Below are 23,835 nucleotides of genomic sequence, written 5' to 3' on the forward strand. Positions count from 1 at the left end.
GACAATTGCACGACAATTCTGTACCTGCTGCGTCGGCAGATTCTCTACAGTTCTACCAGCCCGATTCATCGTCAGGCCGTGTCTTTCCAACAAAAATAAAAGGACGCACCACCATGAAGAACTTGAAACGTACGCTGTTGGCCAGTGCCCTGGCGTTGTTGGCCCTGCCGGTAATGGCCGACGCAACCCACCCGAAAATCGGTTTCTCCATTGACGATCTGCGTCTGGAACGCTGGTCGCGCGACCGCGATTACTTCGTCGCGGCGGCGGAAAAAATGGACGCCAAAGTCTTCGTGCAATCGGCGGACGCCAACGAGCAGAAGCAGATTTCGCAGATCGAAAACCTCATCTCTCGCGGCGTCGATGTGATTGTCATCGTGCCGTTCAACGCGACAGTGCTGACCAACGCCGTGGCCGAGGCGAAGAAAGCCGGGATCAAAGTGGTGTCTTACGACCGGCTGATTCTCAACGCCGATGTCGACGCCTATATCTCCTTCGATAACGAAAAGGTCGGCGAGATGCAGGCCGGCGGCGTGCTGAAAGCAGCGCCCAAGGGCAATTACTTCTTGCTCGGTGGCGCGCCCACCGACAACAACGCCAAGATCCTCCGTGAAGGCCAGATGAAGGTGCTGCAACCGGCCATCGACAAGGGCGATATCAAGATCGTTGGCCAGCAGTGGGTCAAGGAATGGAACCCGACCGAAGCGCTGAGCATCGTTGAAAACGCCCTGACCCGTAACAACAACAAAATCGACGGCATTGTCGCCTCCAACGACGCCACCGCTGGCGGCGCCATCCAGGCACTGGCCGCGCAACAACTGGCCGGCAAGGTGCCGATTTCCGGCCAGGACGCCGACCTCGCAGCAGTCAAACGCGTGATCGCCGGCACGCAAACCATGACCGTGTACAAACCGCTGAAACTCATCGCCTCCGAAGCGGCCAAGCTCTCGGTGCAACTGGCACGCAACGAAAAACCGGCCTACACCTCGCAGTACGACAACGGCAGCAAAAAGGTCGACACCATCCTGCTCACGCCAACGCCGTTGACCAAGGACAACATCGACTTGCTCGAACAGGACGGCTTCTACACCAAGGCGCAGATTGCCGGGCAGTGATCCGGTCGTAAATCTTGATCAGACCTGTGGGAGCGAGCCTGCTCGCGAAAGCGGAGTGTCAGTCAGTAAAGCTCTGGCTGAAAAGGCCCCTTCGCGAGCAGGCTCGCTCCCACACAGGTTCAGTGGTGTTTGAGTCCCTGGTATACGAGCCTTTTCCATGTCCGACTATCTGCTGCAAATGAACGGCATCGTCAAAACCTTTGGCGGTGTCAAAGCGCTCAACGGCATCGACATCAAGGTCCGGCCCGGTGAATGCGTGGGCCTGTGCGGCGAGAATGGTGCCGGCAAGTCGACGCTGATGAAGATCCTCTCGGCGGTCTATCCCCATGGCACCTGGGACGGTGAAATCCTCTGGGACGGGCAACCGCTCCGGGCGCAATCGATCAGCGAAACCGAGGCCGCCGGCATCGTCATCATCCATCAGGAACTGACGTTGGTTCCCGACCTGTCGGTCGCCGAAAACATCTTCATGGGCCATGAGCTGACGCTGCCCGGCGGGCACATGAACTACCCGGCGATGATCCACCGTGCCGAAGCGTTGATGCGTGAATTGAAAGTGCCGGACATGAACGTGTCGCTGCCGGTTTCGCAGTATGGCGGCGGTTATCAGCAACTGGTGGAAATCGCCAAGGCCCTGAACAAACAGGCGCGTCTGCTGATTCTCGACGAGCCCTCCTCGGCCCTGAGCCGCTCGGAAATCGAAGTGCTGCTGGACATCATCCGCGATCTCAAAGCCAAGGGCGTCGCCTGCGTCTACATCTCGCACAAACTCGATGAAGTCGCCGCCGTGTGCGACACCATTTCGGTGATCCGCGACGGCAAACACATCGCCACCACCGCCATGGCCGACATGGACATTCCACAGATCATCACGCAGATGGTCGGGCGCGAAATGAGCAACCTTTATCCCAGCGAGCCGCACGAGATTGGCGAGGTGATTTTCGAAGCGCGCCACATTACTTGCTACGACGTCGACAACCCCAAGCGCAAACGGGTCGACGACATCTCCTTCAGCCTCAAGCGCGGCGAGATTCTTGGCATTGCCGGGCTGGTCGGGGCCGGCCGCACCGAGCTGGTCACCGCACTGTTCGGCGCCTACCCCGGCCGCCACGAGGGCGAAGTCTGGCTGGACGGCCAGCCAATCGACACGCGCACGCCGCTGAGAGCGATCCGCGCCGGCCTATGCCTGGTGCCTGAAGATCGCAAGCGCCAGGGCATCATTCCCGATCTCGGTGTCGGTCAGAACATCACCCTTGCCGTGCTCGAGAGCTATTCGAAAATGACCCGCATCGATGCCGAAGCCGAACTGGGCTGCATCGACCGGGAAATCTCCCGTCTGCATCTGAAAACCGCAAGTCCGTCCCTGCCGATCACCAGCCTGTCTGGCGGCAATCAGCAGAAAGCCGTGCTGGCGAAAATGCTGCTGGCCAAGCCGCGCGTGCTGATTCTCGACGAGCCGACCCGAGGCGTGGACGTTGGCGCCAAGTACGAGATCTACAAATTGATGGGCGCGCTCGCCGCCGAAGGCGTGTCGATCATCATGGTTTCATCGGAACTGGCCGAAGTGCTCGGCGTCTCCGACCGCGTGCTGGTGATCGGCGAAGGCCAGTTGCGCGGCGATTTCGTCAACCACGAACTCACGCAGGAACAGGTACTCGCCGCCGCTCTCAGCCAGCCGGGCAGCCATAACAATAATGATCGGAAAACCGCGTAAATGAATCAGGTCAAACAACTGTTCACCCGCTACAAGATGCTCGCGCTGGTATTTGCCGTGGTGCTGATCTGGCTGTTCTTCAGCTGGCAGACCGAGGGCGGCTTCCTCACCCCGCGCAACCTTTCCAACCTGCTGCGGCAGATGTCGATTACCGGAATTCTGGCCTGCGGCATGGTGCTGGTGATCATCAGCGGCGAGATCGATTTGTCGGTGGGTTCATTGCTCGGCCTGCTCGGCGGCCTCGCGGCGATACTCGACGTGGTCTATCACATTCCGCTGCTGGCGAATCTGAGTCTGGTCGCCCTGTGCGGCCTGATGATCGGCCTCGCCAACGGCTACATGGCGGCGTACTTGCGCATCCCGTCCTTTATCGTCGGCCTGGGCGGCATGTTGGCGTTTCGCGGCATTTTGCTGGGGATCACCGGCGGCACCACCATCGCCCCGGTTTCGCCGGAGCTGGTCTACGTCGGCCAGGGTTATCTGCCCCACGCGATCGGCACTGGCCTGGGTGTGCTGCTGTTTGTACTGACGGTGTTCCTGACCTGGAAACAACGACGCAATCGCGCCCTGCATGGCCTGGCGGCGCATTCGCTGGTGCGTGATGTTGTGCGCGTGCTGGTGATCGGCGCGGTGCTGGCCGGTTTCGTCCAGACCCTCAACAGCTATGACGGCATTCCCGTGCCGGTGCTGCTGTTGCTGATTCTGCTCGGCGTGTTCAGTTACGTCACCAGCCAGACTGTGTTCGGCCGCCGGGTCTATTCGGTCGGCAGCAACATGGAAGCGACGCGCCTGTCGGGCATCAATGTGCAAGCGGTCAAGCTGTGGATCTTCGGCATCATGGGCGTGATGTGCGCCCTCGCCGGCGTGGTCAACACCGCACGCCTCGCCGCCGGCTCACCGTCCGCCGGCAGCATGGGCGAACTCGACGCCATCGCCGCCTGCTTCATCGGCGGCACCTCCATGCGCGGCGGCTCCGGCACCGTCTACGGCGCCCTCCTCGGCGCACTGGTGATCACCAGCCTGGACAACGGCATGTCGATGCTCGACGTGGATAGCTACTGGCAGATGATCGTCAAAGGCAGCATTCTGGTGTTGGCGGTCTGGGTGGATGTGAGTACGCGCACGGCGCGGCGTTGATCGCGGGGCCAATCTGCAGGACTCCAACGGTTTTGTTCGGGAAGTCGCTGTTCGAGAGCTTTGCAGGCAGCAGTCCGGCGAGGCGTTGTCGCTGTTGATCCAACCACTGAACGATGGGGTTCCCCTGGCTCGCGAATTGACAGCAGCGGGCATCAAGCATTACTTGTCACAGGATCGCAATTCACTGACGGAACAGGAGCACGGTGCGTGAGCAAGGACAATGCGAGCAGCGACAGCGTTTCCAAGGGCATAGTGCTGATCAGCGCGGCTGTCTTTCTGCTCTCCCTGGCCGATGCAGCGGTCAAATACTTCAGCACACGCCTACCGCTCTGGCAGCTGTTTCTTCTGGTGTCTTGTCTGTCGGTTCCCGCCCTTGGAGTCTGGCTCGGCAGGCGCATCAGATCGGGCCGCCAGGGGATCGCTTCGGTGTACTGGGTGACCGTCCGGAGCATCCTGCTTTTGTTGATGTGGGTGGCGTATTACGCGGCATTACCGCTGATTCCATTATCAGTCGCTGCCGTGGCGATCTACACGACGCCCCTGTTCATTGCGCTTTTTTCCACCCTTTATGGAGGTGAGCCGTTATCACTGCGTGGCTGGATGGCGATAGGAACAGGCTTTGCGGGTGTCGCAACGGTGTTACGTCCAGGCTCGGACATCTTCGTTTTCGCAACGCTGCTGCCCGTCATCGCTGCTGTGTTCTACGCGCTTGCGATGGTAGTGACGCGCCGACATTGTCGCAGTGAACATCCACTGGTATTGGCTCTGGGATTGAATACTGCTTTTCTCGTCGCCGCCAGCATCGGCGGTATCGCTTCGCTGATGGTCAGTGACGCGGTTGCCACAAGTGGCGGTTTTCTACTCTCCCCATGGCAAACGCTTGATTGGCAAGTGGCACTGTTCATCTTCTGTTACGCCTGCGCTCTGATCTTCATCAACACCGCTACCGCCAAGGCTTATCAAATCGCGCCCGCGGCACTGATCGGCACGTTTGATTACGCCTACCTGGTTTTTGCCTGTCTTTGGGGTTACGTGGTGTTCCACGAGGTCCCGGATATCTTTACATGGGCAGGAATGGCGTTGATTTTGATTGCCGGCTTGCTGGTAATCCGCGCCCAGAAAGATGGCCAGTAACTTTGCCTGTGAAAGTTGACAGTCCGGCCTTCTGACAGTGTTTTGCCCTTTCTGGTCAATTCCCCGGCAAATCAGATATTTCTGCCTAGACTTGAACATGTCTCGGCACTTGAACGCGTTCAGCGCGTCGAGCGGTCATCACAATAAAAACAAGAGGAATCACCCAGATGCTCAGATCTCTGTTCAGCGCACTTGCCTGCGCTTTGGCGGTAAGCAGCTTGAACCCGGCCATGGCGGCAGACCCGGTGATCATCAAGTTCTCGCATGTGGTCGCTGACCAGACGCCCAAGGGGCAAGGTGCGTTGCTGTTCAAGAAACTGGTCGAGGAACGCTTGCCGGGCAAGGTCAAGGTCGAGGTGTATCCCAACTCCTCGCTCTTTGGTGACGGCAAGGAAATGGAAGCCCTGTTGCTTGGCGATGTACAGATGATTGCGCCGTCGCTGGCCAAGTTCGAGCAGTACACCAAGACCGTCCAACTGTTCGACCTGCCCTTCCTCTTCAATGACATCAACGCTGTCGACCGCTTTCAACTGAGCCCGCAGGGTCAGGGCCTGCTCAAATCCATGGAAAGCAAAAACATCACCGGCCTGGCCTATTGGCACAACGGCATGAAACAACTGTCGGCCAACAAGCCACTGCGTGTACCGGCTGATGCGCGCGGCCTGAAGTTCCGCGTGCAGGCCTCGGCGGTGCTGGAGGAGCAATTCAAGGCGGTGCGCGCCAATCCGCGCAAGATGAGTTTTGCCGAGGTATATCAAGGTCTGCAGACCGGTGTGGTCAACGGGGCGGAGAATCCTTACTCGAACATCTACAGCCAGAAGATGCATGAAGTGCAGAAATACATCACCGAATCCAACCACGGTGTACTGGACTACATGCTGATCACCAACACCAAGTTCTGGAACGGCCTGCCGCCCGACGTGCGCAGCGAACTGGACAAGATTGTCGTGGAAGTCACCACCCACGTGAACAAGGAAGCCCAGCAACTGAACGAGGGTGACAAACAGCGCATCCTTGCCGCCAAAACCACGGAAATCATCACGCTTACGCCAGAAGAACGTGCGCAATGGCGCGATGCGATGAAACCGGTGTGGAAGAAGTTCGAAGGCGAAATCGGCGCTGAGCTGATCTCTGCTGCCGAAGCCGCAAACCAGGCGCAATAATCGCGAGGCAGGCGCCGCTGCGTCGGCGCCTGCCCGTCTTCACTCGACGTGAGATGCCATCCATGAAAGCGCTTCGGCGAATCTGGGAAAACTTCGAGGAAGGCTTCATCGTCTTCCTTCTGGCGGCCATGACCCTCGTCACGTTTGTCTACGTGATCCTCAACAACTTCTACAGTCTGTTTTACTGGCTCGCCGATCATTGGCCGGCGGCCAGTGTTCCGCTGTTCGCCGTTGGCGACCAGATCATGGGCATGGCGCAGGCCATGACCTGGAGCACTGCCCTGACCAAAGCGCTGTTTGGCTGGCTGATTTTTTTCGGCCTGGCTTATGGCGTGCGCACCGCCGGGCATATCGGTGTCGACGCACTGGTCAAACTGGCGCGCAGATCGGTGCAGCGCTACATCGGCATCCTCGCCTGCCTGTGCTGTCTGGCCTACGCGGGGCTGCTCGCCGTCGCCAGCTTCGAATGGATTGAAACCTTGATGAACGCCGGTATCGGTGCCGAGGATCTCGGCCATTTCGGCGTCATGCAGTGGCATATCGGGTTGATCGTGCCGCTGGGCTTCGCGCTGGTGTTCATCCGCTTCGCTGAAATTCTCCTGCGCATCCTGCTCAACCGTCAGACCGGCCTCGGGCTGGCCGATGAAGCGGCCGACGCGCTGAAACTTGCCGAACACGAGGATGACAAGCCATGACCATTGCCTTCCTGTTCGTGGCCCTGTTCGCCTTGATGTTCATCGGCGTACCGATCGCCATTTCGCTGGGGCTGGCCGGCTCCCTGACGATCATTTTCTTCAGTCCCGACTCGGTGCGCTCGCTGGCGATCAAACTGTTCGAGACCTCGGAACACTACACGCTGCTGGCCATTCCGTTTTTCCTGCTGGCCGGGGCCTTCATGACCACCGGCGGCGTTGCCCGCCGGCTGATCGACTTCGCCAACGCCTGTGTCGGGCATATTCGCGGCGGCCTGGCCATCGCGGCGGTGCTGGCCTGCATGCTGTTCGCCGCCCTCTCCGGTTCAAGTCCCGCCACGGTCGCTGCGGTGGGCTCGATTGCGATTGCCGGGATGGTCCGTTCCGGCTACCCGCAGGCGTTCGGCGCAGGGATCATCTGCAACGCCGGTACGCTGGGCATCCTGATCCCGCCGTCGATTGTGATGGTGGTCTACGCCGCTGCTACAGAAACCTCCGTGGGCAAGCTGTTCATGGCCGGCGTGGTGCCTGGCCTGCTGCTGGGCACGGCATTGATGGTGGCGATCTACATCGTCGCGGTGAAGAAAAATCTCCCCGCCTTGCCGCGTGCGACGCTTCGCGAGTTTCTGAGTACGGCACGCCAGGCAATATGGGGCCTGTTGCTGATGGTGATCATCCTCGGCGGCATCTATTCGGGCATGTTCACCCCGACCGAAGCTGCCGCCGTGGCAGCCGTCTATTCGGCCTTCATCGCTCTGTTCGTATACAAGGATCTGACCTTCCGGGAAACACCCAAGGTTCTGCTGGACTCGGCCAAGCTGAGCATCATGCTGATGTTCATCATTGCCAACGCCATGCTGTTCGCCCACGTGCTGACCACCGAACAGTTACCTCAACAAATCACTGCCTGGGTGATCGACGCCGGCCTGACGCCGGTGACTTTCCTGCTGGTGGTCAACATTGTGCTGTTGATTGCCGGCGCGTTCATGGAACCCTCAGCGATCATCCTGATCCTGGCGCCCATCCTTTTTCCCATCGCGATGAAACTGGGCATCGATCCGATTCACCTCGGCATCATCATGGTGGTCAACCTTGAGATCGGCCTGATCACGCCGCCGGTGGGCCTGAACCTGTTCGTGACCTCGGCGGTGACCGGCATGTCCTTGCCCGCCACAGTCAAAGCCGCGATGCCCTGGTTGTCGATTCTGCTGTTGTTCCTGATCCTGATTACTTACGTACCGTGGATATCACTGGTGCTGCCGAACTGGCTGGGGATGAACTGACGTCGTGACGATCACGTTCAGCCGGGAACGGCTAGAGTGCAATCACTCTGCTTAAAACCATAACAAGACGGAGAAGTGCCCCCATGCGAGTCAAAACACGCTTTGCCCTGCTGGCCGCCGCCACGCTGACCTTTAGCAGTGCTGCGCAGGCCGCACCCGTGTTCATCAATATCCTCACCGGCGGAACCAGCGGGGTTTACTACCCGATCGGGGTCGGTCTGTCGCAAATCTACAGCGACGGCATTGCCGGTTCGAAGACATCGGTGCAGGCCACCAAAGCGTCGGTGGAAAACCTCAATTTGCTACAGGCCGGTCGCGGCGAGTTGGCCCTGGCTTTGGGCGACTCAGTGGCCGACGCCAAAAACGGCGTGGAGGACGCGGGTTTCAAAACACCGCTGACCAAATTGCGCGCCTTGGGCGGCGCCTATCCCAATTACATTCAAATCGTCGCCAGCCAGGAGTCGGGAATCAAAACCCTCGCCGATCTCAAGGGCAAGACCATCTCCGTCGGCGCTCCTAAATCCGGCACCGAATTGAATGCGCGGGCGATATTCAAGGCGGCCGGTCTGACCTACGAGGACATGGGCAAGGTGCAATATCTGCCGTTTGCCGAATCGGTGGAATTGATCAAGAACCGGCAACTGGATGCCACCTTGCAGTCGTCTGGATTGGGCATGGCCGCCATTCGTGACCTGTCGTCGGTGATGCCGCTGAACTACGTGGCTATCCCGAGTGAAGTGGTGGCAAAAATCGGCAATCCGGCCTACCAGAGCGCAATGATCCCGGCCAACACCTACGACGGACAGGCCGAAGCCGTGCCCACCGTGGCAATCACCAATATTCTGGTGACCCGCGCCGACCTGCCGGATGACGTCGTCTATGACATGACCCGCCTGCTGTTCGACAACCTGGGGCGCTTGGGTAACTCCCATTCGGCGGCCAAGGACATCAAGCTGGAAGCGGCCGCGAAAAACCTGCCGATCGCGCTGCACCCCGGCGCCGAACGCTACTACAAGGAAAAAGGCGCTTTATAAGCGCTTGTGCGCAGTGGCGTGACGGCCACTGCAGCGTCGATTCCTTTGTGTGGTCATGAGGAAGGCAGCCAATGAGTGACGAGCATCACGGTATTTCCGCGAACCCACGGGACTGGCCGAAAACCCTGTTTTACGTAGCGTTGCTGTTCTCGATTTTCCAGATCGTCACCGCAGCCTTCTCTCCTCTCTCCAGCCAGGTGCTGCGTGCGGTGCACGTCGGCTTCCTGCTGTGGGTGGTGTTTCTCAGTTATCCGGCACACGGCACAGACCGTCCGTGGCAACCGCTGGCCTGGCTGCTGAGCCTGGCCGCTATCGCTACCGCGCTGTATCAATGGGTGTTCGAGGCCGATCTGATCCTGCGTTCCGGTGACCTCACCTCGGCCGATCTGGTTATCGGCATTGTGTTGATTGCTCTGGTCTTCGAAGCCGCGCGACGGGTCATGGGCATTGCGCTGCCGGTGATTTGCGGGCTGTTCCTGGCGTACGGCCTGTTCGGGGAATACCTGCCCGGCGAACTGGCCCATCGCGGCTACGGTTTCGACCAGATCATCAATCAACTGTCCTTCGGCACCGAAGGGCTGTACGGCACGCCGACCTATGTGTCGGCGACCTACATTTTCCTGTTCATCCTGTTTGGCGCGTTTCTTGAGCAAGCCGGCATGATCAAGCTGTTTACCGACTTCGCCATGGGCTTGTTCGGTCACAAGCTGGGAGGCCCGGCGAAAGTGGCCGTAGCCTCGTCGGCGTTGATGGGGACGATCACCGGCTCCGGGATCGCCAACGTCGTGACCACCGGGCAATTCACCATTCCGCTGATGAAGCGCTTTGGCTATCGCGCCGCGTTCGCCGGCGGCGTGGAAGCCACCTCCAGCATGGGCAGCCAGATCATGCCTCCGGTGATGGGCGCGGTCGCCTTCATCATGGCTGAAACCATCAATGTGCCCTTTGTCGAAATCGCCAAGGCGGCGCTGATTCCGGCCCTGCTGTATTTCGGTTCGGTATTCTGGATGGTCCATCTGGAAGCCAAGCGCTCCAACCTCAAGGGCTTGCCCAAAGACCAATGCCCCAGCGCTTGGGGCGCGGTGAAAGCCCGCTGGTATTTGCTGATTCCTCTGCTGGTCCTGGTTTACCTGCTGTTTTCCGGGCGCACACCGCTGTTCTCGGGCATGGTCGGCCTGGCATTGACTGCCATCGTGATTCTTGGCTCGGCGATCATTTTTCGGGTGCACAGCTTTGGCCTGCGTTGTGCGTTCTGGATTGCCCTGGGCGTGCTCTGCACAGGTTTTTTCCAGCTTGGCATCGCGGTGATTTTCGCGGTCATTGCCGTCCTGGTGCTGGTCTGCGCTTTCATCAAGGGCGGTCGCGAAACGCTGCTGATCTGCCTGCACGCGCTGGTCGAGGGCGCCCGCCACGCGGTACCGGTGGGCATCGCCTGCGCACTGGTCGGCGTCATTATCGGCATCGTTTCGCTCACCGGCGTCGCTTCGACGTTCGCTGGCTACATTCTCGCCATCGGCCGCGACAACCTGCTGCTGTCACTGATCCTGACGATGATCACCTGCCTGGTGCTGGGGATGGGCATTCCGACCATTCCCAACTACATCATCACCAGCTCGATCGCAGCGCCCGCCCTGCTGGAGCTGGGCGTGCCACTGATCGTGTCGCACATGTTCGTGTTCTACTTCGGCATCCTCGCCGACCTGACCCCGCCGGTCGCCCTCGCCTGTTTTGCCGCCGCACCGATCGCCAAGGAAAGCGGCTTCAAGATCAGCCTGTGGGCCGTGCGCATTGCGCTGGCCGGTTTCGTCATCCCGTTCATGGCTGTCTACAACCCGGCGCTGATGCTGCAAGGCGACAACTTGTGGGCGACTGCCTACATGCTGATCAAGACACTTCTGGCGGTGGGGTTGTGGGGCATGGCGTCTACCGGTTTTCTGCAACAGAAAATGCTGCTTTGGGAACGTTTGCTGAGTCTTGCTGCGGGCGCTCTGCTGATCGTTGCACTGCCGGTGACCGATGAGATCGGCTTCGGATTGGCGATCCTGGTGATCTCGCAACACGTCTGGCGCTCGCGGCGCGCCACAGCGGCCAATGCATGATCGGTTTGTGCCTGGGTCTGGCCGGCAGCATATGGGCACAGTTGCCGGTAGCGAACTTCACTCTGGCATGGAACCACAGCATCGAAAAAATCCGTTGGGAGGAAGACTACCGCGTCACGGCCCAAGGTCTGGTTCTTGAGCAGGCCAGGGTTCGCGGCAACGGCGCTGGCATGGAGATACCCGACGATGCCCGGCTGGAGAACGGCAGTTGGCATTTCCGACGTCACTTGCCGCCGCTGCAACCATTGCAATTGGGCCGAACCCCGCAGGCCGGCGATTACCAGTTATGCATGGACGGCAAGTGCGAATTGGTCAGCCGATGGGTTGGGCCGGCTAGTATCAGCCAGCCGTTTTTGCAGTTGTGGAGTTGCGAAATGACTTCGCTATCGCCGTCGCATGATCGTTAGCCAGGAAGCCGTGGCGAGCTGTCGCCAACATCGCCACGTTGCGCGGATTACTTGTGCGCCAGCAGCGCCTTGCGTGCAGCCTTATCGTGTTTCATGGCCGCGATTTCCCGCTCGCACGCTTCGACATCGAAGGAGTTGTCCCACTTGGCAATGGCAATGGTGCCGATGCCGTTGCCGATCAGGTTGGTCACCGCTCGCGCCTCGTTGAGGAAGCGGTCGATGCCCAACAGCAACACCAGGCCCACCAGAGGTATGGAGTGAATGGTGGTGAGCGTGGCCGCCAGGGTCACGAACCCTGCTCCCGCCACCCCGGCCGAGCCCTTGGATGTGAGTAGAAATACGCCGAGCAGAATCATCTGATCCATGAAGGTCAGCGGCGTGTTGGTCGCCTGGGCGATGAAGATCGCCGCCATGGTCAGGTAGATGCAGGTGCCGTCCGCGTTGAACGTGTAGCCCGTCGGCAGGACCATGCCGACCACGGACTTCTTGCAGCCGAGCTTTTCCAGTTTGACCATCATTCGCGGCAGCACCGCTTCGGTCGAACAGGTGCCCAGGGTGATCAGGATTTCATCCTTGAAATAACGCAGAAACTGCATCAGCGGCATGCCCGACCATCGCGCCACCGCGCCCAATACAACGACGATGAAAATCAGCGTGGTGATGTACAGCGCGACCAGCAACTGCCCCAGCGAAAGCAGAGTGCCGATGCCGTATTTGCCGATGGTGAATGCCATGCCAGCCCCCGCGCCCAACGGCGCCAGACGCATGACCATCGCGACGATTTTGAACAGGCCTTGCAGGAACAGGTCGATGGTGTTGATCAGCGGTTTGCTGGTTTCGCCCATTTGCACCAAGGCGACGCCCATCAGCACCGATAACAGAATCACTTGCAGCATGACGCCATTGGAAAAAGCGCCGAGGAAGGTGTGCGGGATGATATTGAGGAAGAATTCGACCAGACCGCCCTGCTCGCTCGCCGCCTGGCTGTATTTGTTGACAGCGCTGCCATCGAGGGTACCGGCGTTGATGTTCATGCCGGCACCGGGCTTGACCACGTTGACTACGATCAGGCCGACCACCAGAGCGATGGTGGAAAGAATCTCGAAGTAGATCAGCGCTTTCACACCGATGCGACCGACCTCCTTGATACTGCCCATCTTGGCGATACCGACCACCACCGTGCCGAAAATGATCGGCGCCAGGAGCATCTTGATCAGCTTGATGAAACCGTCGGCGAACGGCTGCAGCTTGGCGCCGATGTCCGGCACGAAGTAACCGATGGCAGCACCGATGACGATGCCGATCAGCACCTGCACATAGAGCTGGCTGTACCAGCGTGATTTTGAAGTTTCCACGGAAGCACCTCATTTTATTGTTGTGGTGGGCATGTGGCTTTGGCGTCGAGGATGACGCCTGAAGGTGCGGCCTCGGAAATCGAGGCCGCAGATAAAACCGAATCAGCCCTCGCCCAGTTCGCGCATGACGGCATACAGCGCAGACTTGGCTTCGAAGCCGACCCCCGGGATATCCGGCAGCCCGACGTAGCCGTTTTCCACGCGGATACCATCGGCAAACCCGCCGAATGGCTGGAACACGTCCGGGTACGATTCGTTGCCGCCCAGGTGCAGACCGGCAGCGATGTTCAGCGACATCTGGTGACCACCATGTGGCACCACGCGGCGCGAAGACCAACCCAGCTCTTCCATCACTTTCAGGGTGCGCATGTACTCAACGAGCCCGTAGGACAGCGCGCAGTCGAATTGCAGGTAATCGCGGTCCGGGCGCATGCCGCCGTGGCGCAACAGGTTGCGGGCGTCCTGGTGAGAGAAGAGGTTTTCGCCGGTGGCCATCGGCAGTTCGTAGTGATTGGCCAGCTCGGCCTGGAGCGCATAATCCAGCGGGTCGCCGACTTCTTCGTACCAGAACAGGTTGTACTTCTTGATCGCTTCGGCGTACGCGATACCGGTCTGCAGATCGAAGCGGCCGTTGGCATCGACCGCCAGGCGCTGGCCGTCGCCCACCACTTCGAGCACCGCTTCAATGCGGCGGATATCTTCGTCCAGCGGCACCGCGCCGATCTTCATCTTGACCACGTCGTAGCCACGGTCCAGATAGCTCTGCATTTCGGCCTTGAGCTTGGTCTGGTCCTTGCCCGGGTAGTAATAGCCACCCGCCGCATACACCCAGACTTTGTCATCGGCGACGCCGTTGCGATAACGATCGGCAAGCAGGCGATACAGCGGCTTGCCTTCGATCTTCGCCACCGCGTCCCACACCGCCATATCGATGGTGCCGACCGCTACCGAACGCTCGCCATGCCCGCCCGGTTTTTCGTTGGTCATCAGGGTTTTCCAGATGGCGAACGGATCGAGGTTATTGTTCTCGTGATCGATCAGGGTTTCAGGGTCGGCCTCGGTGATCCGCGCCAGAAAACGGTCGCGCATCAACGCGCCCTGACCGTAGCGACCGTTGGAGTTGAAGCCGTAACCGATGACCGGCTTACCATCGCGAATCACGTCGGTAATGACCGCGACGACCGAGCAGGTCATCTTCGAAAAATCGATGTAGGCATTGGCGATCGGGGAAGCGATGGAGACGGTTTTTTCACGGATATCGACGATACGCATGACGGATTCCTCTTGTTGTGGTGGGCCAACGTTATGCGTTGCGACGACACCCGCCCAATGCTATTAATGCCGCGCCCTATGCACAGGAGGCATTGCCCTTGGAACTGGTTTGGCTTGAGGATTTTTCAGCGCTGGCCGAATACGGCAGCTTCGTCCGGGCCGCTGAAGCGCGCCATGTGACGCAGCCGGCATTCAGTCGTCGGGTGCGTTCACTGGAGAACTGGATGGGCGTGGAATTGTTCGTGCGCACTCCGCAGGGCGCGACGCTGACCGAGGCCGGCAGGCAGATTTTGCCCAGCGCTCAGGAAGCGGCCAGACGCCTGTACCGCATGCGCTCCGAGGCTCAGGAAGTGGCCGGCATGGCCGCGAAAACCTTGCAGTTCGCTGCCACTCACTCTCTGTCATTCACCTTCTTCCCGCGCTGGTTGCGCAGTGCCGAAAGTGGCGCGCCGATCGACGCGGTTCGCCTGCATTCCGACAGCATGGCCGTGTGCGAACAGATGCTGATTCATGGTCAGGTGCAATTTCTGTTGTGCCATCGCCACCCCGACGTTCCGCCGTTGCTGGCGCCTGATCAGTTCATTGGCAAGAAGGTCGGCGAGGACGTACTTGTGCCGCTGGCGAGTGCTTCAGCCCAGTTCGGCACGTCGCCTGAAACCCTGCCCTATCTGGCCTACACCCACGAATCCGGCCTGGGCCGAATCGTCGCCCACAGGTTGCATGGCAAGGCTGATTATCTGCATTTGAAACCGCTGTTCAGCAGCCATCTGGCGGCTGTGCTGATGTCGATGGCGCTGGAAAGCAAAGGCGTGGCCTGGCTGCCGAAAAGCCTGACCGAACAGGAAATGGCTGACGGGCGCCTGGTCAGGGCGCTGGATGACAGTTGGGATATTCCACTGGAAATACACCTGACTCGCCCGACCGCACCGATCAGCCCTTCGGCGGAGGAATTCTGGGCGAAGCTGGGAGAGTAACTCTATCGAGCAGCCCCTCACCCCAGCCCTCTCCCGAGGGAGAGGGAGCCGATCTGGGTGCTGTTCAAGAACTGAGTTCGACCCGGTATTTGAGGTCGGCGAATTTCTACTAAACACCCCGGTCAGTCCCCTCTCCCTCTGGGAGAGGGTTAGGGTGAGGGGCTTTTGGCCTTTGAATCGATTTATGCCACCGTGAGCCCCGTCCATAGCTCCGAGACCGCCCAAAGTCGCTCAGCCAGCTCAGCATCCGCCGCCCATTGCGCAACGCCCTTGCGGCCCGCTTCAGGTTGATTGATCGGCGCAACATTGCAGTCTTCGCAATACACGCCACCCAAATCCGCAAGCAATGCACTGGTCGCACACCACAATCCCGTCGCGGCGCCCTGCTCCAGCGTTTTCAGACCGTTGTGGGCATCCAACCGTGGTCGACCGTGTTCATCTAGGGCGTCGAATGCGGCGAGTTCCGCCGTGCTCAAGTGCCGTGCCAGATCCGTCAGAATCTGCCCCGGATGCAATGAGAACGCACGAACGCCATGACTGCGTCCGCGCCGATCCAGCGCGATGGCAAACAAGGCATTGGCTGTTTTTGACTGACCATACGCGGCCCATTTGTCATACGGCCGTTGCAGGAAATCAATGTCGTCAAAGTCGATCCCGGCAATCTGATGCCCGCGCGATGACACCGACAGCACCCGCGCCTGTCCAGCCTTGACCAGCGCGGGCCAGAGGCCGCAGGTCAGGCGATAGTGGCCCAAGTGATTGGTCGCGAACTGGCCTTCATGGCCATCGGCATCGCGCAGCAACGGCGCGGCCATGACTCCGGCGCAGTTGATCAGTAATGACACTGGCTGACCCGCGCTGACCACGCTTTGGCTGAACGCCGCCACCGATTCAGCCTGCATCAGGTCCATGGGCGTCACGCGGACACCTTCAACACCGGCCAATGCCACCTCTGCCCGCTCCGTATCTCTGGCCGGCACAATGACCTGCGCTCCTGCCGCCGCGAGGCTTTTAACCGTCAGCAGACCCAGGCCGGAATAGCCGCCGGTGACCACCGCGAGCTGCCCGCGCAGATCGATGCCGGCCATGACTTCAGCCGCTGTGCTCGCGGCGTTGAACGGTGATTGCACAGGTTGTTGGAGCGTAGCCATGAGCGTGAATCCTGAGTGAGCTATCGAAGGTCTTCATTCTTGGCTAAGCTCTCGGGACGAACCAGTCTGATAAATCCAGGTTTCTGTCGTGATCATCCAAAATCCTGCTGGCGATCCGCTTTCTGCCGTATTAGCACTCTCCGAGTTGCAAGCAGCCTGCTCGGTTCGCTTGCAAGCGGGAGGCGTCTGGGCGCTGCGATTTCACCCCATCGAACTGAAATTCAACGTGGTGCGACGAGGCGAATGCTGGTTGCGCATGCAGGGCTTGCCGGCGCAGTTGCTGCGGGCCGGCGACTGTTTTGTGGTGTCGCGCACGCCGTTCATTCTGGCCAGCGGCGCCGACGTCGAGGCGGTGAATGCAGCGGATGTTTTTGCCCATGACGGCGCCTCGGCGACCTTTGGCGTCGGCGAGGAAGTCGAGCTGCTGGGCGGCAGCGTGTCGCTATCGGGACCCGGCGCAACCGAACTGCTCGACGTGCTGCCGACCTCGCTGATCATTCGCGCCGAGGCCACAGGTGCCTCGTCGTTCGGTTGGCTGCTGGATGAACTGGAGCGCGAGTGGCCATCACACCAGGCCGGCTCGCAGGCGATGTGCAACGACCTGCTGCGGCTGATCTTCATCCATGCGCTGCGCCATCACATCAACAGCGCGGATGCCGAACAATTGTCCTGGCTGGGCGGACTACGGGAACCGGCAATTGCCGGCGTCTTGCGCGCCGTTCACGGTGCCCCGGAAAAACCTTGGCGCCTGACGCAAATGGCCGAGATTGCTTGCATGTCGCGATCAGGTTTCGCCGCGTTATTCAAAACTTGCATGGGTGTAGCGCCGGTCGAATATGCCACGCGCTGGCGGATGCGCGTGGCCGCGTTTCGCTTGCGCAATGGCCGGGACACTGTGGCGACCATTGCTGCTTCACTGGGCTATCTGTCCGACGCGGCGTTTGGCGCTGCCTTCCGCCGCGTGCACGGCATATCGCCGGGCCAATACCGCCGCGATCCACTCCTGTAGCCCAATGATCAAGGTTATGATCGCGACAATCGCCGCCAGGGACATCCGCCGATGCCTGCCATGAAAACCCGCCCCACCCCCGCGCCATTGCTCAAGCCCGGCGAAACCGTGGTGCTGTTCGACGGCGTGTGCAAACTGTGCAACGGCTGGGCGCGCTTTCTGATTCGCCATGACCATCAGCGCCATGTGCGTCTGGCGACCGTGCAATCGCCCGAAGGCCAGGCCTTGCTGGCGTGGGCCGGCTTGCCCCTGGATGAGTTCGACACCATGGCGGTGATCCGCGACCGCAATTATTGGGAGCGATCAGATGCATTCCTTGAAGTGGTCGGGCAACTGCCGATGCGCTGGCAGCCGCTGAAACTGCTGCGGATTTTCCCGCGCCGCCTGCGTGACTGGGCTTACGATCGAATCGCGCTGAACCGCTATCGGCTGTTCGGCAAGTACGACACTTGCCTGCTGCCAACAGCGGATCATGAAAGCCGCTTTCTAAAAGCCCACGGTTAACCCGACCAGTTGCACCGGTGTCATCTTCGTCACCATCATCAGCACGATGACAAACATCCCGGCGAACCCGGCGATGCCCATCCAGAACCACCAGCGGTAAGTGCTTGCAAAGCGATCATCCAGAGGCAGGCCGCCCTCGCCCGCGCTCAGCGCCATCTTCTGCAGACGCTTTTGCAATACCAGTACAGGCAGCCACAGTGCGCCTACGCAGAAGAAAATGATCAGCGACGTCAGCAGCCACTCACTGCTCATCGAAAGCCCGGAAAGCCGCATCAGCAGATAGCCGGTGATGACCTGCACAAACCCGGCCGGCGTGGTGATCCACGTATCGAAACGCACCACCATCCTTGCGACATGGGCGATCACTTGCGGGTTGCCGCTGCGGCTGGCGGCGATCAGGTAGAGGTAGGAGCCCATGCCGAAACCGAAGAGGAAAATCGCCGCGATTACATGCAGGTACTTCAGGCAGAGATAGAGCATCTCAACGCTGTCCATCGGAGAATTGAACCGACAGGCTCAAGTTGGCCGGATCGTTGATCGCCGCCAGATATTCATCGACGCTAATTTCGCCAACACACGGCCTCGCGCCAGGTTGCGGTGCATAACCCCGCGCCATTTTGATTGCCAGGGCGACGGCGGCGCAGCTGGGGATTTCCGGGCCTTTGTCATTCAGCGCGGTGAGTTGCGCGGTCATGCTCAGCGGCTGATCGTCAACCCCGATGCCCTGAACATCGATGTACATCGCGCTTTTGCCATCACCGAAGCGTTCGAACCACGTGCCCAGGCGATGCAGGCGCGCCGCCCAGCGCACATGATCGCGCACCAGCCCGAAGCGCAAGGCCTGCGCCAGCAAGGCGTTGGCAACGCCGCCGAGCTTCAGGCCGGCGCCAGCCTTGAAGCGCAGTGTGTGCGCACCATAGCGGCGGGCAAATATATCCATGTCCGGCACATCGACATTGGCCAGCACCCGCGTGCCCAGTTGCGGCATGCTGCGCAGGGTCAGATCGAGCCAACCCAATACTTCGTGAACCTGGCCGTTTTTCAACTGCCTGATCGGTTTGCCCGCATAAGCGAGCACGCCTTCGACCGTGGACAGCCCCGGCATCTTCGCCGAGGATGAAATGCCATGCTCGATCGAATCGATTCGCGCAAAGCGCTGGCGCTGCTGATCGATGATTGCCGAGGACAAGGTCGGCACCGAACTGCAACCGCTGAGCACGGCCACACCAGCCTCCCTGGCGCGGGCGTCGAGCACGTCAATGCCGTTGACGAAAGTGCGGCAGTCAGCCAGATCGCAATAATTCACACCGGCATCGATGCAGCTTTCAGCAACTGCGTAGGATTGCCCCTGAAACGGCCCGCCGGTGTGCACCACCAACTGAACATTCAACTCTCGCAACGCCGCTTGAAAACCTGCGCCCATTGCATCGCCGCACCAGCCTTCGCACGGACGGCCTGATTGCGCTTGCAGCTCAGCGACCTTGCCCTGCAACTTGCGCGCATCGCGGCCCGACAACAGCAGTTCAATCTCTGGCATGAGCGCCAGATGCCGACACACGATGCTGCCGAAATTGCCGTAACCACCGACGACCATCACCCTGAATGCCATTGCCCTGTCCCTGTTCCAGCCTAAACGTATGGCGCAGAGGATATAGGCCGCAGCGGCGATCAGACATTTATTTTGCAACCGGGTATCACCCCGTCCGCTTGTCCAAGGCAAAAAGAATGAACCCAACGCCCCTCTCGTCGCCTAACGCACAGACCATCAGGAGCTAAGCCTATGCAAATCGAAACCGTGTGGATCGTATTGGCGGTCATTCTTGTGCTGATCGAGCTTTGGGCCATTAACCGGGTGCGTAAAAGCGAGGGGAAATCCAGTAGTAAAGGCGTGTGGATCGTGCTGATCGTGTTCGTGCCGCTGTTCGGCCTGATCGCCTGGGCGTTGGCGGGACCCAAGCATGTCGGTCGCATTTCGCCTTCCCAGGCTAACCGGTGACCCACGGGTGCAGGCCCGTCTCAAGTATCACCACAGCCCGGCTTTTGCCGGGCTTGTTATATGCAATGCCCGCCGCGCGGATTTCTTGCAGGCTGCACGAAAGCATTGTGCCTGCTTCGATGCCAGCCCTTGATTTAGAAGGGTTGCGCTTGATCGGCGAGTTGGCATGAGTCCTGCGATAGCCTCTTCCTGAATACACAGCAGCGCGAAAAAGAACGCTGTGTTCAATCCGTGAAAAGCAGAGGCCTCAAAAAATGAATGCCATCGACCTTCTCAAAGCCGACCATGAAAAAGTCAAAGCCATCCTCAGCCAACTGAGTGAGTCCACCGACCGTGCGCTGAAAAAACGCGTCGAGTTACTGGGCAAACTGGAAATGGAAATCACCATCCACACCCGCCTCGAAGAAGAGATTCTCTACCCTGCGTTCAAGGAAGCCGGCAGCAAGGAAGAAGACATCATGTACTACGAAGCCAAGGAAGAGCACCGCACCGTGGATTCGCTGGTACTGCCTGATCTGAAAGAAACCGATCCAGGCAGCCCGGAATTTGCCGGTCGGGTCAAAGTGGTCAAGGAACTGCTGGAGCATCACATCGAAGAGGAAGAAGAGGAAATGTTCCCGAAAGCGCAGAAGCTTCTGGGTAAGGCCATGCTCGAGGAACTGGGCGCGCAAATGGAAGCCATGAAGGCGAGCCACAAAAGGAAATGGCGGCCAACAAAATCGCCGCTTGAAGTGTTGAAGACACCGAAGCCCGGCGGCAATGCCGGGCTTTTTTTGTGTGCCCAAACTGGCCCTCGCTCCCACATTGGATATACGTATGTTCGGCAATTCCTGAACAAGCCACGAAACCTGTGGGAGCGAGCCTGCTCGCGAAGGCGTCAGGTCAGCCACATCAACTATGACTGACACTGCGCTTTCGCGAGCAGGCTCGCTCCCACAGGGTCAGTGTCGGTCTTGATGCAGGTTGTGATCAAACCGCCCAAGGTGGCGCCGGATCGAATTTCCCTTCAATCCACTCCTTGAACGCCACCACCGCCGCCGCTGGAAACCGCGATGACGGCCTGACCAGATAAGCGCCGCCCGCCGAATCCAGATGCCAGTCGGGCAACACACGAATCAACCGACCTGCCGCCAGATCGCGGCTCATCAGCCAGTCGCCGGCACCGAGTATGCCGGCGTCGGCGCGGGCGGCGGCGAGCAGGGATTCGCTGTCGCTGGCGGTCAGGTTGCCGTGGGGCGTGATGGTCTGCACCTCGTTGCCGCGATGCAGGCGCCACAGCGGGAACGACGCCAGCCCACTGAAGCGCAGGCAATTGTGCTGCTGCAGATCCTGTGGGGTTTGCGGCATGCCGTGGGCCTCGATGTAGGCCGGCGATGCGCAGAGAATCCGTCGATGGTCGCTGAGCTTTTTCGCGATCAGCCGATTATCGTCCAGCTCGCCGATGCGGATAGCCGCGTCGAAGCCCTGCTCGATGATGTCGACCAGGCCTTCGCTGTAATCGGCGATTACCGAAACATGCGGATGAGCCTTGAGAAATTCCGGCAGCAACGGTCCCAGCCACAAGCGCCCCATCGCCGCCGGCAAAGCCAGACGCAACGTGCCGCGCACTTCGCTGGCGCCCTGCACCGCTTTCTGCTGCGCTTCGTTCATCAACTCGACGGCCGCGCGCAAGCGTTGTTCAAGTTGCAGGCCGGCCTCGGTGATACGCACGTGTCGCGTCGAGCGTTCCACCAACCGCACGCCCAGTCGCTTCTCCATCGCCGCGAGGCGCTTGGAAACGATGGTCGGATGACGCTGCAACAAACGCCCCGCCGCGACAAACGAGCCTTGCGCGGCGACGGCCAGGAAAGCAGCGATTTCATCGCTGTGCGGGTTGCTCAGAACATCCAGATTCATGGTTTTAGAATGATCGCCCCTGATGATCGCCCCGATTCAAGATCGGCATGCGCTTGTGCCGCGTCGGCCAATGAATACCGCGCGCGAATTTGCGGGGTGATGATACCGGCGGCCACCGCAGCCAGCACGTCTTGCGCGCGCTCCTGATATTCGGCTGTCGTGGCAGTGTGCGCGGCCAGCGATGGACGGGTCAGGAACAGCGAGCCCTTGGCGTTCAGCGTGGCTATTTCCACCGCTGCCGGCGCGCCGGTCTGCGCGCCGAACGAGACCATCAATCCGCGTGGGCGCAAGCTGTCCAGCGAGGCCTGAAAAGACACCCGACCAATCGGGTCATACACCACGTCGACCTTGCGCCCCTCGGTGATACGCAACACATCGGCGGCGAGGGTTTCGGCATCGAACACCAACACTTCGTCACAACCGGACGCGCGAGCCTTGTCGACACTGGCCTGCTTCGACACCACACCGATCACCGTTGCGCCAAGGTGTTTGGCCCATGGCACCATGATTTCCCCCAGACCTCCCGCGACACCGTAAAGCAGCATCGTCGTGCCCGGCCCGACCGGATAAGTCGCCTTCAGCAGATACTGCGCGGTGATGCCTTTGAACAACACCGCCGCCGCATCTTCGAACGACAACTCATCGGGGATCTTCACCAGACGCTCTGCCGGAAACAGCCGCGCCGAGGCGTAACCGCCCAGGGGCCCGGTGGCGTAAGCGACCCGATCACCGACGCGGACATTGCTCACACCGGCACCGACCGCCGCCACCCGACCCGCGCCTTCCAGACCCAACCCCGAAGGCAACGCCACCGGCACTGCACCTTTGCGCTGGCTGACATCGAGGTAATTAACGCCCACCGCCGCTTGCTCCAGCCAGACCTCGCCAGGCCTAGGCGTTTGCTCGCTGACAGTGTGCAATTGCAGGACATCCGGTGCGCCCGTTGCGGTGAAGCGGATTGCATTGGCCATGGTCATCTCCATTCATTCGTTAGCCGTTGAGCTCAGTCTGAAAGCTCAGCATTCAACGAACAACCCAACCTGAATGCAGTTCATTGCTGCATCTGATGCAGCTATGCATGAATAAAAAAGGAGCGGCAGGTGCTGCCACTCCTCTTTGCAGAATCAATCGAACGCGCCGTTGAGCACCTCGTAGATCAGCCCGGTAGCCAGCGCGACGAGGATCAGGTCGGTGCCAACCTGTTGCCATTCGTAGCCGTCGTAATGAGGCAAATGGCCGAGCAGACGCCCGTCCAGCTTCTTGGCGATGCCTGGTGGCAGCGGTTTGCCCCGCGCCAAATTCTTCTGAACGCCAGGCGGCAGCGCTGGCCCCGGATTCCAGTATTCGCCGCGATAGCCGTCGACGATGCCGAGAATATTGCCGCGATCAATGCTCGGAGCACCGCCGCCATTGCCAGAGTGTTGCTGGCCTTTATTGCCATTGCCCTGACCGCCCCCACCCTGTTTACCATGATCCTGCATGTTCTGCGGTTTGCCCTTGCCGTTGCCCTGGCCGCCCTGGCCCTTGCCATTGCCGGGGTCGGCCAGTGCCGTCGTGCTGCCGACTACAAGCGCGAGGCAAGACAGCGCGACAATCAATCTGCGAGCTTTTCTCATGTGCGATTCCTTCGGTTTGGGGGGCTTGAGTTGGGGGGAATGTGCTCAGCTTAGTGGATTTCTCCTTGCTGACCACTCGGCCTTGCGTCAGGATTCCCACCCTCTCCACCCGCGATCGAAAAAACATGAATCGTCAAAAGAAGCTGCAGCAGTTGTTCAAGGAAAAAGCCAAAAAGGCCAACGCCAAACTGGCGCCGAAAAAGCCCAAATACATCTGCAAGGCTGATCGCCTGAAGCTGGAAGCCGAAGCCGCGCAGGCTTCAGTGGAAAATACCGAGAGCTGA

Annotated in this window: 23 protein-coding genes and 1 pseudogene; 16 read left to right on the forward strand and 8 right to left on the reverse strand. The window is 60.0% G+C overall.

Annotation, left to right across the window (positions count from 1 at the left end; all coding sequences use genetic code 11):
• Positions 1-113 precede the first annotated feature (113 nt).
• From xylF to ACZZ0K_RS12560, 10 genes are all read left to right on the forward strand, one after another.
• Positions 114-1,115, forward strand: coding sequence for a D-xylose ABC transporter substrate-binding protein (gene xylF, locus ACZZ0K_RS12515; RefSeq protein WP_016774327.1), 1,002 nt, complete (start codon positions 114-116; stop codon positions 1,113-1,115).
• A gap of 157 nt (positions 1,116-1,272) precedes the next feature.
• On the forward strand, positions 1,273-2,829 hold the full coding sequence (xylG, locus tag ACZZ0K_RS12520) for a D-xylose ABC transporter ATP-binding protein (protein WP_463559120.1): 1,557 nt from the start codon (positions 1,273-1,275) through the stop codon (positions 2,827-2,829).
• Complete coding sequence (locus tag ACZZ0K_RS12525) at positions 2,830-3,966, forward strand: sugar ABC transporter permease (protein WP_016774325.1); 1,137 nt, start codon at positions 2,830-2,832, stop codon at positions 3,964-3,966. It begins immediately after the preceding gene.
• 207 nt (positions 3,967-4,173) lie between these two features.
• The gene (locus ACZZ0K_RS12530; RefSeq protein WP_258707991.1) at positions 4,174-5,100 is read left to right on the forward strand and encodes a DMT family transporter; all 927 of its coding nucleotides are present in this window, start codon (positions 4,174-4,176) and stop codon (positions 5,098-5,100) included.
• Between the two features lie 167 nt (positions 5,101-5,267).
• A complete protein-coding gene (gene dctP, locus ACZZ0K_RS12535) occupies positions 5,268-6,263 on the forward strand; it encodes a C4-dicarboxylate TRAP substrate-binding protein DctP (RefSeq protein WP_374046338.1) in 996 nt (331 codons plus the stop codon).
• A 62-nt stretch (positions 6,264-6,325) separates the two neighbouring features.
• Entirely contained in the window at positions 6,326-6,958 is a 633-nt protein-coding gene (locus tag ACZZ0K_RS12540; RefSeq protein WP_463559121.1) for a TRAP transporter small permease, read from the forward strand.
• The gene (dctM, locus tag ACZZ0K_RS12545) at positions 6,955-8,238 is read left to right on the forward strand and encodes a C4-dicarboxylate TRAP transporter large permease protein DctM (RefSeq protein ID WP_041480541.1); all 1,284 of its coding nucleotides are present in this window, start codon (positions 6,955-6,957) and stop codon (positions 8,236-8,238) included. Before ACZZ0K_RS12540 ends, dctM begins: the two co-directional genes overlap by 4 nt.
• Before the next feature lie 83 nt (positions 8,239-8,321).
• Complete coding sequence (locus ACZZ0K_RS12550; protein ID WP_258707989.1) at positions 8,322-9,272, forward strand: TAXI family TRAP transporter solute-binding subunit; 951 nt, start codon at positions 8,322-8,324, stop codon at positions 9,270-9,272.
• A 71-nt stretch (positions 9,273-9,343) separates the two neighbouring features.
• On the forward strand, positions 9,344-11,371 hold the full coding sequence (locus ACZZ0K_RS12555) for a TRAP transporter permease (RefSeq protein ID WP_258707988.1): 2,028 nt from the start codon (positions 9,344-9,346) through the stop codon (positions 11,369-11,371).
• Positions 11,368-11,778, forward strand: coding sequence for a DUF1850 domain-containing protein (locus ACZZ0K_RS12560; protein WP_258707987.1), 411 nt, complete (start codon positions 11,368-11,370; stop codon positions 11,776-11,778). The genes ACZZ0K_RS12555 and ACZZ0K_RS12560 overlap by 4 nt, the downstream gene beginning before the upstream one ends.
• Positions 11,779-11,825: 47 nt before the next feature.
• Here ACZZ0K_RS12560 and dctA read toward each other — a convergent pair whose 3' ends face one another.
• Positions 11,826-13,133, reverse strand: a complete 1,308-nt coding sequence (dctA, locus tag ACZZ0K_RS12565) for a C4-dicarboxylate transporter DctA (RefSeq protein WP_071171927.1) — start codon at positions 13,131-13,133, stop codon at positions 11,826-11,828.
• A 102-nt stretch (positions 13,134-13,235) separates the two neighbouring features.
• A complete protein-coding gene (locus tag ACZZ0K_RS12570) occupies positions 13,236-14,405 on the reverse strand; it encodes a mandelate racemase/muconate lactonizing enzyme family protein (RefSeq protein ID WP_252883610.1) in 1,170 nt (389 codons plus the stop codon).
• Positions 14,406-14,503: 98 nt separating this feature from the next.
• Here ACZZ0K_RS12570 and ACZZ0K_RS12575 point away from each other — a divergent pair, with 98 nt between their 5' ends.
• Complete coding sequence (locus tag ACZZ0K_RS12575; protein ID WP_056784881.1) at positions 14,504-15,379, forward strand: LysR family transcriptional regulator; 876 nt, start codon at positions 14,504-14,506, stop codon at positions 15,377-15,379.
• Between the two features lie 182 nt (positions 15,380-15,561).
• Here ACZZ0K_RS12575 and ACZZ0K_RS12580 read toward each other — a convergent pair whose 3' ends face one another.
• Entirely contained in the window at positions 15,562-16,530 is a 969-nt protein-coding gene (locus ACZZ0K_RS12580; RefSeq protein WP_258707986.1) for an oxidoreductase, read from the reverse strand.
• Positions 16,531-16,618: 88 nt separating this feature from the next.
• On the opposite strand from ACZZ0K_RS12580, the gene ACZZ0K_RS12585 reads away from it, so the two are divergent.
• Positions 16,619-17,539, forward strand: a complete 921-nt coding sequence (locus tag ACZZ0K_RS12585) for an AraC family transcriptional regulator (RefSeq protein WP_463559122.1) — start codon at positions 16,619-16,621, stop codon at positions 17,537-17,539.
• Positions 17,540-17,590: 51 nt separating this feature from the next.
• Positions 17,591-18,043 (forward strand): thiol-disulfide oxidoreductase DCC family protein, encoded by a 453-nt coding sequence (locus ACZZ0K_RS12590; RefSeq protein WP_056784876.1) that lies wholly within the window; start codon positions 17,591-17,593, stop codon positions 18,041-18,043.
• On the opposite strand, the gene ACZZ0K_RS12595 is transcribed toward ACZZ0K_RS12590, so the two are convergent.
• Both ACZZ0K_RS12595 and ACZZ0K_RS12600 read right to left on the reverse strand, forming a co-directional pair.
• Positions 18,026-18,523, reverse strand: coding sequence for a DUF2269 family protein (locus ACZZ0K_RS12595; RefSeq protein ID WP_056784873.1), 498 nt, complete (start codon positions 18,521-18,523; stop codon positions 18,026-18,028). The genes ACZZ0K_RS12590 and ACZZ0K_RS12595 overlap by 18 nt on opposite strands.
• A 1-nt stretch (position 18,524) precedes the next feature.
• Positions 18,525-19,652 carry a saccharopine dehydrogenase family protein gene (locus ACZZ0K_RS12600; protein ID WP_258707984.1) on the reverse strand — a complete coding sequence of 376 codons (1,128 nt, stop codon included), beginning with the start codon at positions 19,650-19,652 and terminating at the stop codon, positions 18,525-18,527.
• A gap of 171 nt (positions 19,653-19,823) precedes the next feature.
• Between ACZZ0K_RS12600 and ACZZ0K_RS12605 the strand changes: the two genes are divergently transcribed.
• Together ACZZ0K_RS12605 and ACZZ0K_RS12610 are read left to right on the forward strand one after the other, a co-directional pair.
• A complete protein-coding gene (locus ACZZ0K_RS12605; protein WP_041480553.1) occupies positions 19,824-20,039 on the forward strand; it encodes a PLD nuclease N-terminal domain-containing protein in 216 nt (71 codons plus the stop codon).
• A gap of 254 nt (positions 20,040-20,293) precedes the next feature.
• Positions 20,294-20,769, forward strand: a pseudogene (locus tag ACZZ0K_RS12610) (hemerythrin domain-containing protein).
• Positions 20,770-21,008: 239 nt separating this feature from the next.
• Here ACZZ0K_RS12610 and ACZZ0K_RS12615 read toward each other — a convergent pair.
• The 3 genes from ACZZ0K_RS12615 to ACZZ0K_RS12625 form a co-directional block, all read right to left on the reverse strand.
• Positions 21,009-21,935: a LysR family transcriptional regulator gene (locus tag ACZZ0K_RS12615; RefSeq protein WP_258707982.1), complete on the reverse strand. Its 927-nt coding sequence runs from the start codon at positions 21,933-21,935 to the stop codon at positions 21,009-21,011.
• A complete protein-coding gene (locus ACZZ0K_RS12620; RefSeq protein WP_258707981.1) occupies positions 21,932-22,906 on the reverse strand; it encodes a quinone oxidoreductase family protein in 975 nt (324 codons plus the stop codon). Before ACZZ0K_RS12620 ends, ACZZ0K_RS12615 begins: the two co-directional genes overlap by 4 nt.
• A 153-nt stretch (positions 22,907-23,059) precedes the next feature.
• Positions 23,060-23,551, reverse strand: a complete 492-nt coding sequence (locus ACZZ0K_RS12625) for an anti-virulence regulator CigR family protein (protein WP_056784860.1) — start codon at positions 23,549-23,551, stop codon at positions 23,060-23,062.
• Positions 23,552-23,676: 125 nt separating this feature from the next.
• Here ACZZ0K_RS12625 and ACZZ0K_RS12630 point away from each other — a divergent pair, with 125 nt between their 5' ends.
• Positions 23,677-23,835, forward strand: a complete 159-nt coding sequence (locus ACZZ0K_RS12630; RefSeq protein WP_081932631.1) for a DUF2986 domain-containing protein — start codon at positions 23,677-23,679, stop codon at positions 23,833-23,835.

Source organism: Pseudomonas sp. AC255, from assembly GCF_979258175.1.

Bases quoted from the DNA above. Each gene is read 5' to 3' on its own strand.
- ACZZ0K_RS12525 (WP_016774325.1), top strand. From the start codon at position 2,830: ATGAATCAGGTCAAACAACTGTTCACCCGCTACAAGATGCTCGCGCTG.
- ACZZ0K_RS12595 (WP_056784873.1), bottom strand. From the start codon at position 18,523: ATGCTCTATCTCTGCCTGAAGTACCTGCATGTAATCGCGGCGATTTTC.
- ACZZ0K_RS12555 (WP_258707988.1), top strand. From the start codon at position 9,344: ATGAGTGACGAGCATCACGGTATTTCCGCGAACCCACGGGACTGGCCG.
- ACZZ0K_RS12540 (WP_463559121.1), top strand. From the start codon at position 6,326: ATGAAAGCGCTTCGGCGAATCTGGGAAAACTTCGAGGAAGGCTTCATC.
- ACZZ0K_RS12550 (WP_258707989.1), top strand. From the start codon at position 8,322: ATGCGAGTCAAAACACGCTTTGCCCTGCTGGCCGCCGCCACGCTGACC.
- xylF (WP_016774327.1), top strand. From the start codon at position 114: ATGAAGAACTTGAAACGTACGCTGTTGGCCAGTGCCCTGGCGTTGTTG.
- ACZZ0K_RS12620 (WP_258707981.1), bottom strand. From the start codon at position 22,906: ATGGCCAATGCAATCCGCTTCACCGCAACGGGCGCACCGGATGTCCTG.
- dctP (WP_374046338.1), top strand. From the start codon at position 5,268: ATGCTCAGATCTCTGTTCAGCGCACTTGCCTGCGCTTTGGCGGTAAGC.
- ACZZ0K_RS12560 (WP_258707987.1), top strand. From the start codon at position 11,368: ATGATCGGTTTGTGCCTGGGTCTGGCCGGCAGCATATGGGCACAGTTG.
- xylG (WP_463559120.1), top strand. From the start codon at position 1,273: ATGTCCGACTATCTGCTGCAAATGAACGGCATCGTCAAAACCTTTGGC.
- ACZZ0K_RS12615 (WP_258707982.1), bottom strand. From the start codon at position 21,935: ATGAATCTGGATGTTCTGAGCAACCCGCACAGCGATGAAATCGCTGCT.
- ACZZ0K_RS12600 (WP_258707984.1), bottom strand. From the start codon at position 19,652: ATGGCATTCAGGGTGATGGTCGTCGGTGGTTACGGCAATTTCGGCAGC.
- ACZZ0K_RS12605 (WP_041480553.1), top strand. From the start codon at position 19,824: ATGCAAATCGAAACCGTGTGGATCGTATTGGCGGTCATTCTTGTGCTG.
- ACZZ0K_RS12590 (WP_056784876.1), top strand. From the start codon at position 17,591: ATGCCTGCCATGAAAACCCGCCCCACCCCCGCGCCATTGCTCAAGCCC.
- ACZZ0K_RS12580 (WP_258707986.1), bottom strand. From the start codon at position 16,530: ATGGCTACGCTCCAACAACCTGTGCAATCACCGTTCAACGCCGCGAGC.
- ACZZ0K_RS12570 (WP_252883610.1), bottom strand. From the start codon at position 14,405: ATGCGTATCGTCGATATCCGTGAAAAAACCGTCTCCATCGCTTCCCCG.
- ACZZ0K_RS12630 (WP_081932631.1), top strand. From the start codon at position 23,677: ATGAATCGTCAAAAGAAGCTGCAGCAGTTGTTCAAGGAAAAAGCCAAA.
- ACZZ0K_RS12625 (WP_056784860.1), bottom strand. From the start codon at position 23,551: ATGAGAAAAGCTCGCAGATTGATTGTCGCGCTGTCTTGCCTCGCGCTT.
- dctM (WP_041480541.1), top strand. From the start codon at position 6,955: ATGACCATTGCCTTCCTGTTCGTGGCCCTGTTCGCCTTGATGTTCATC.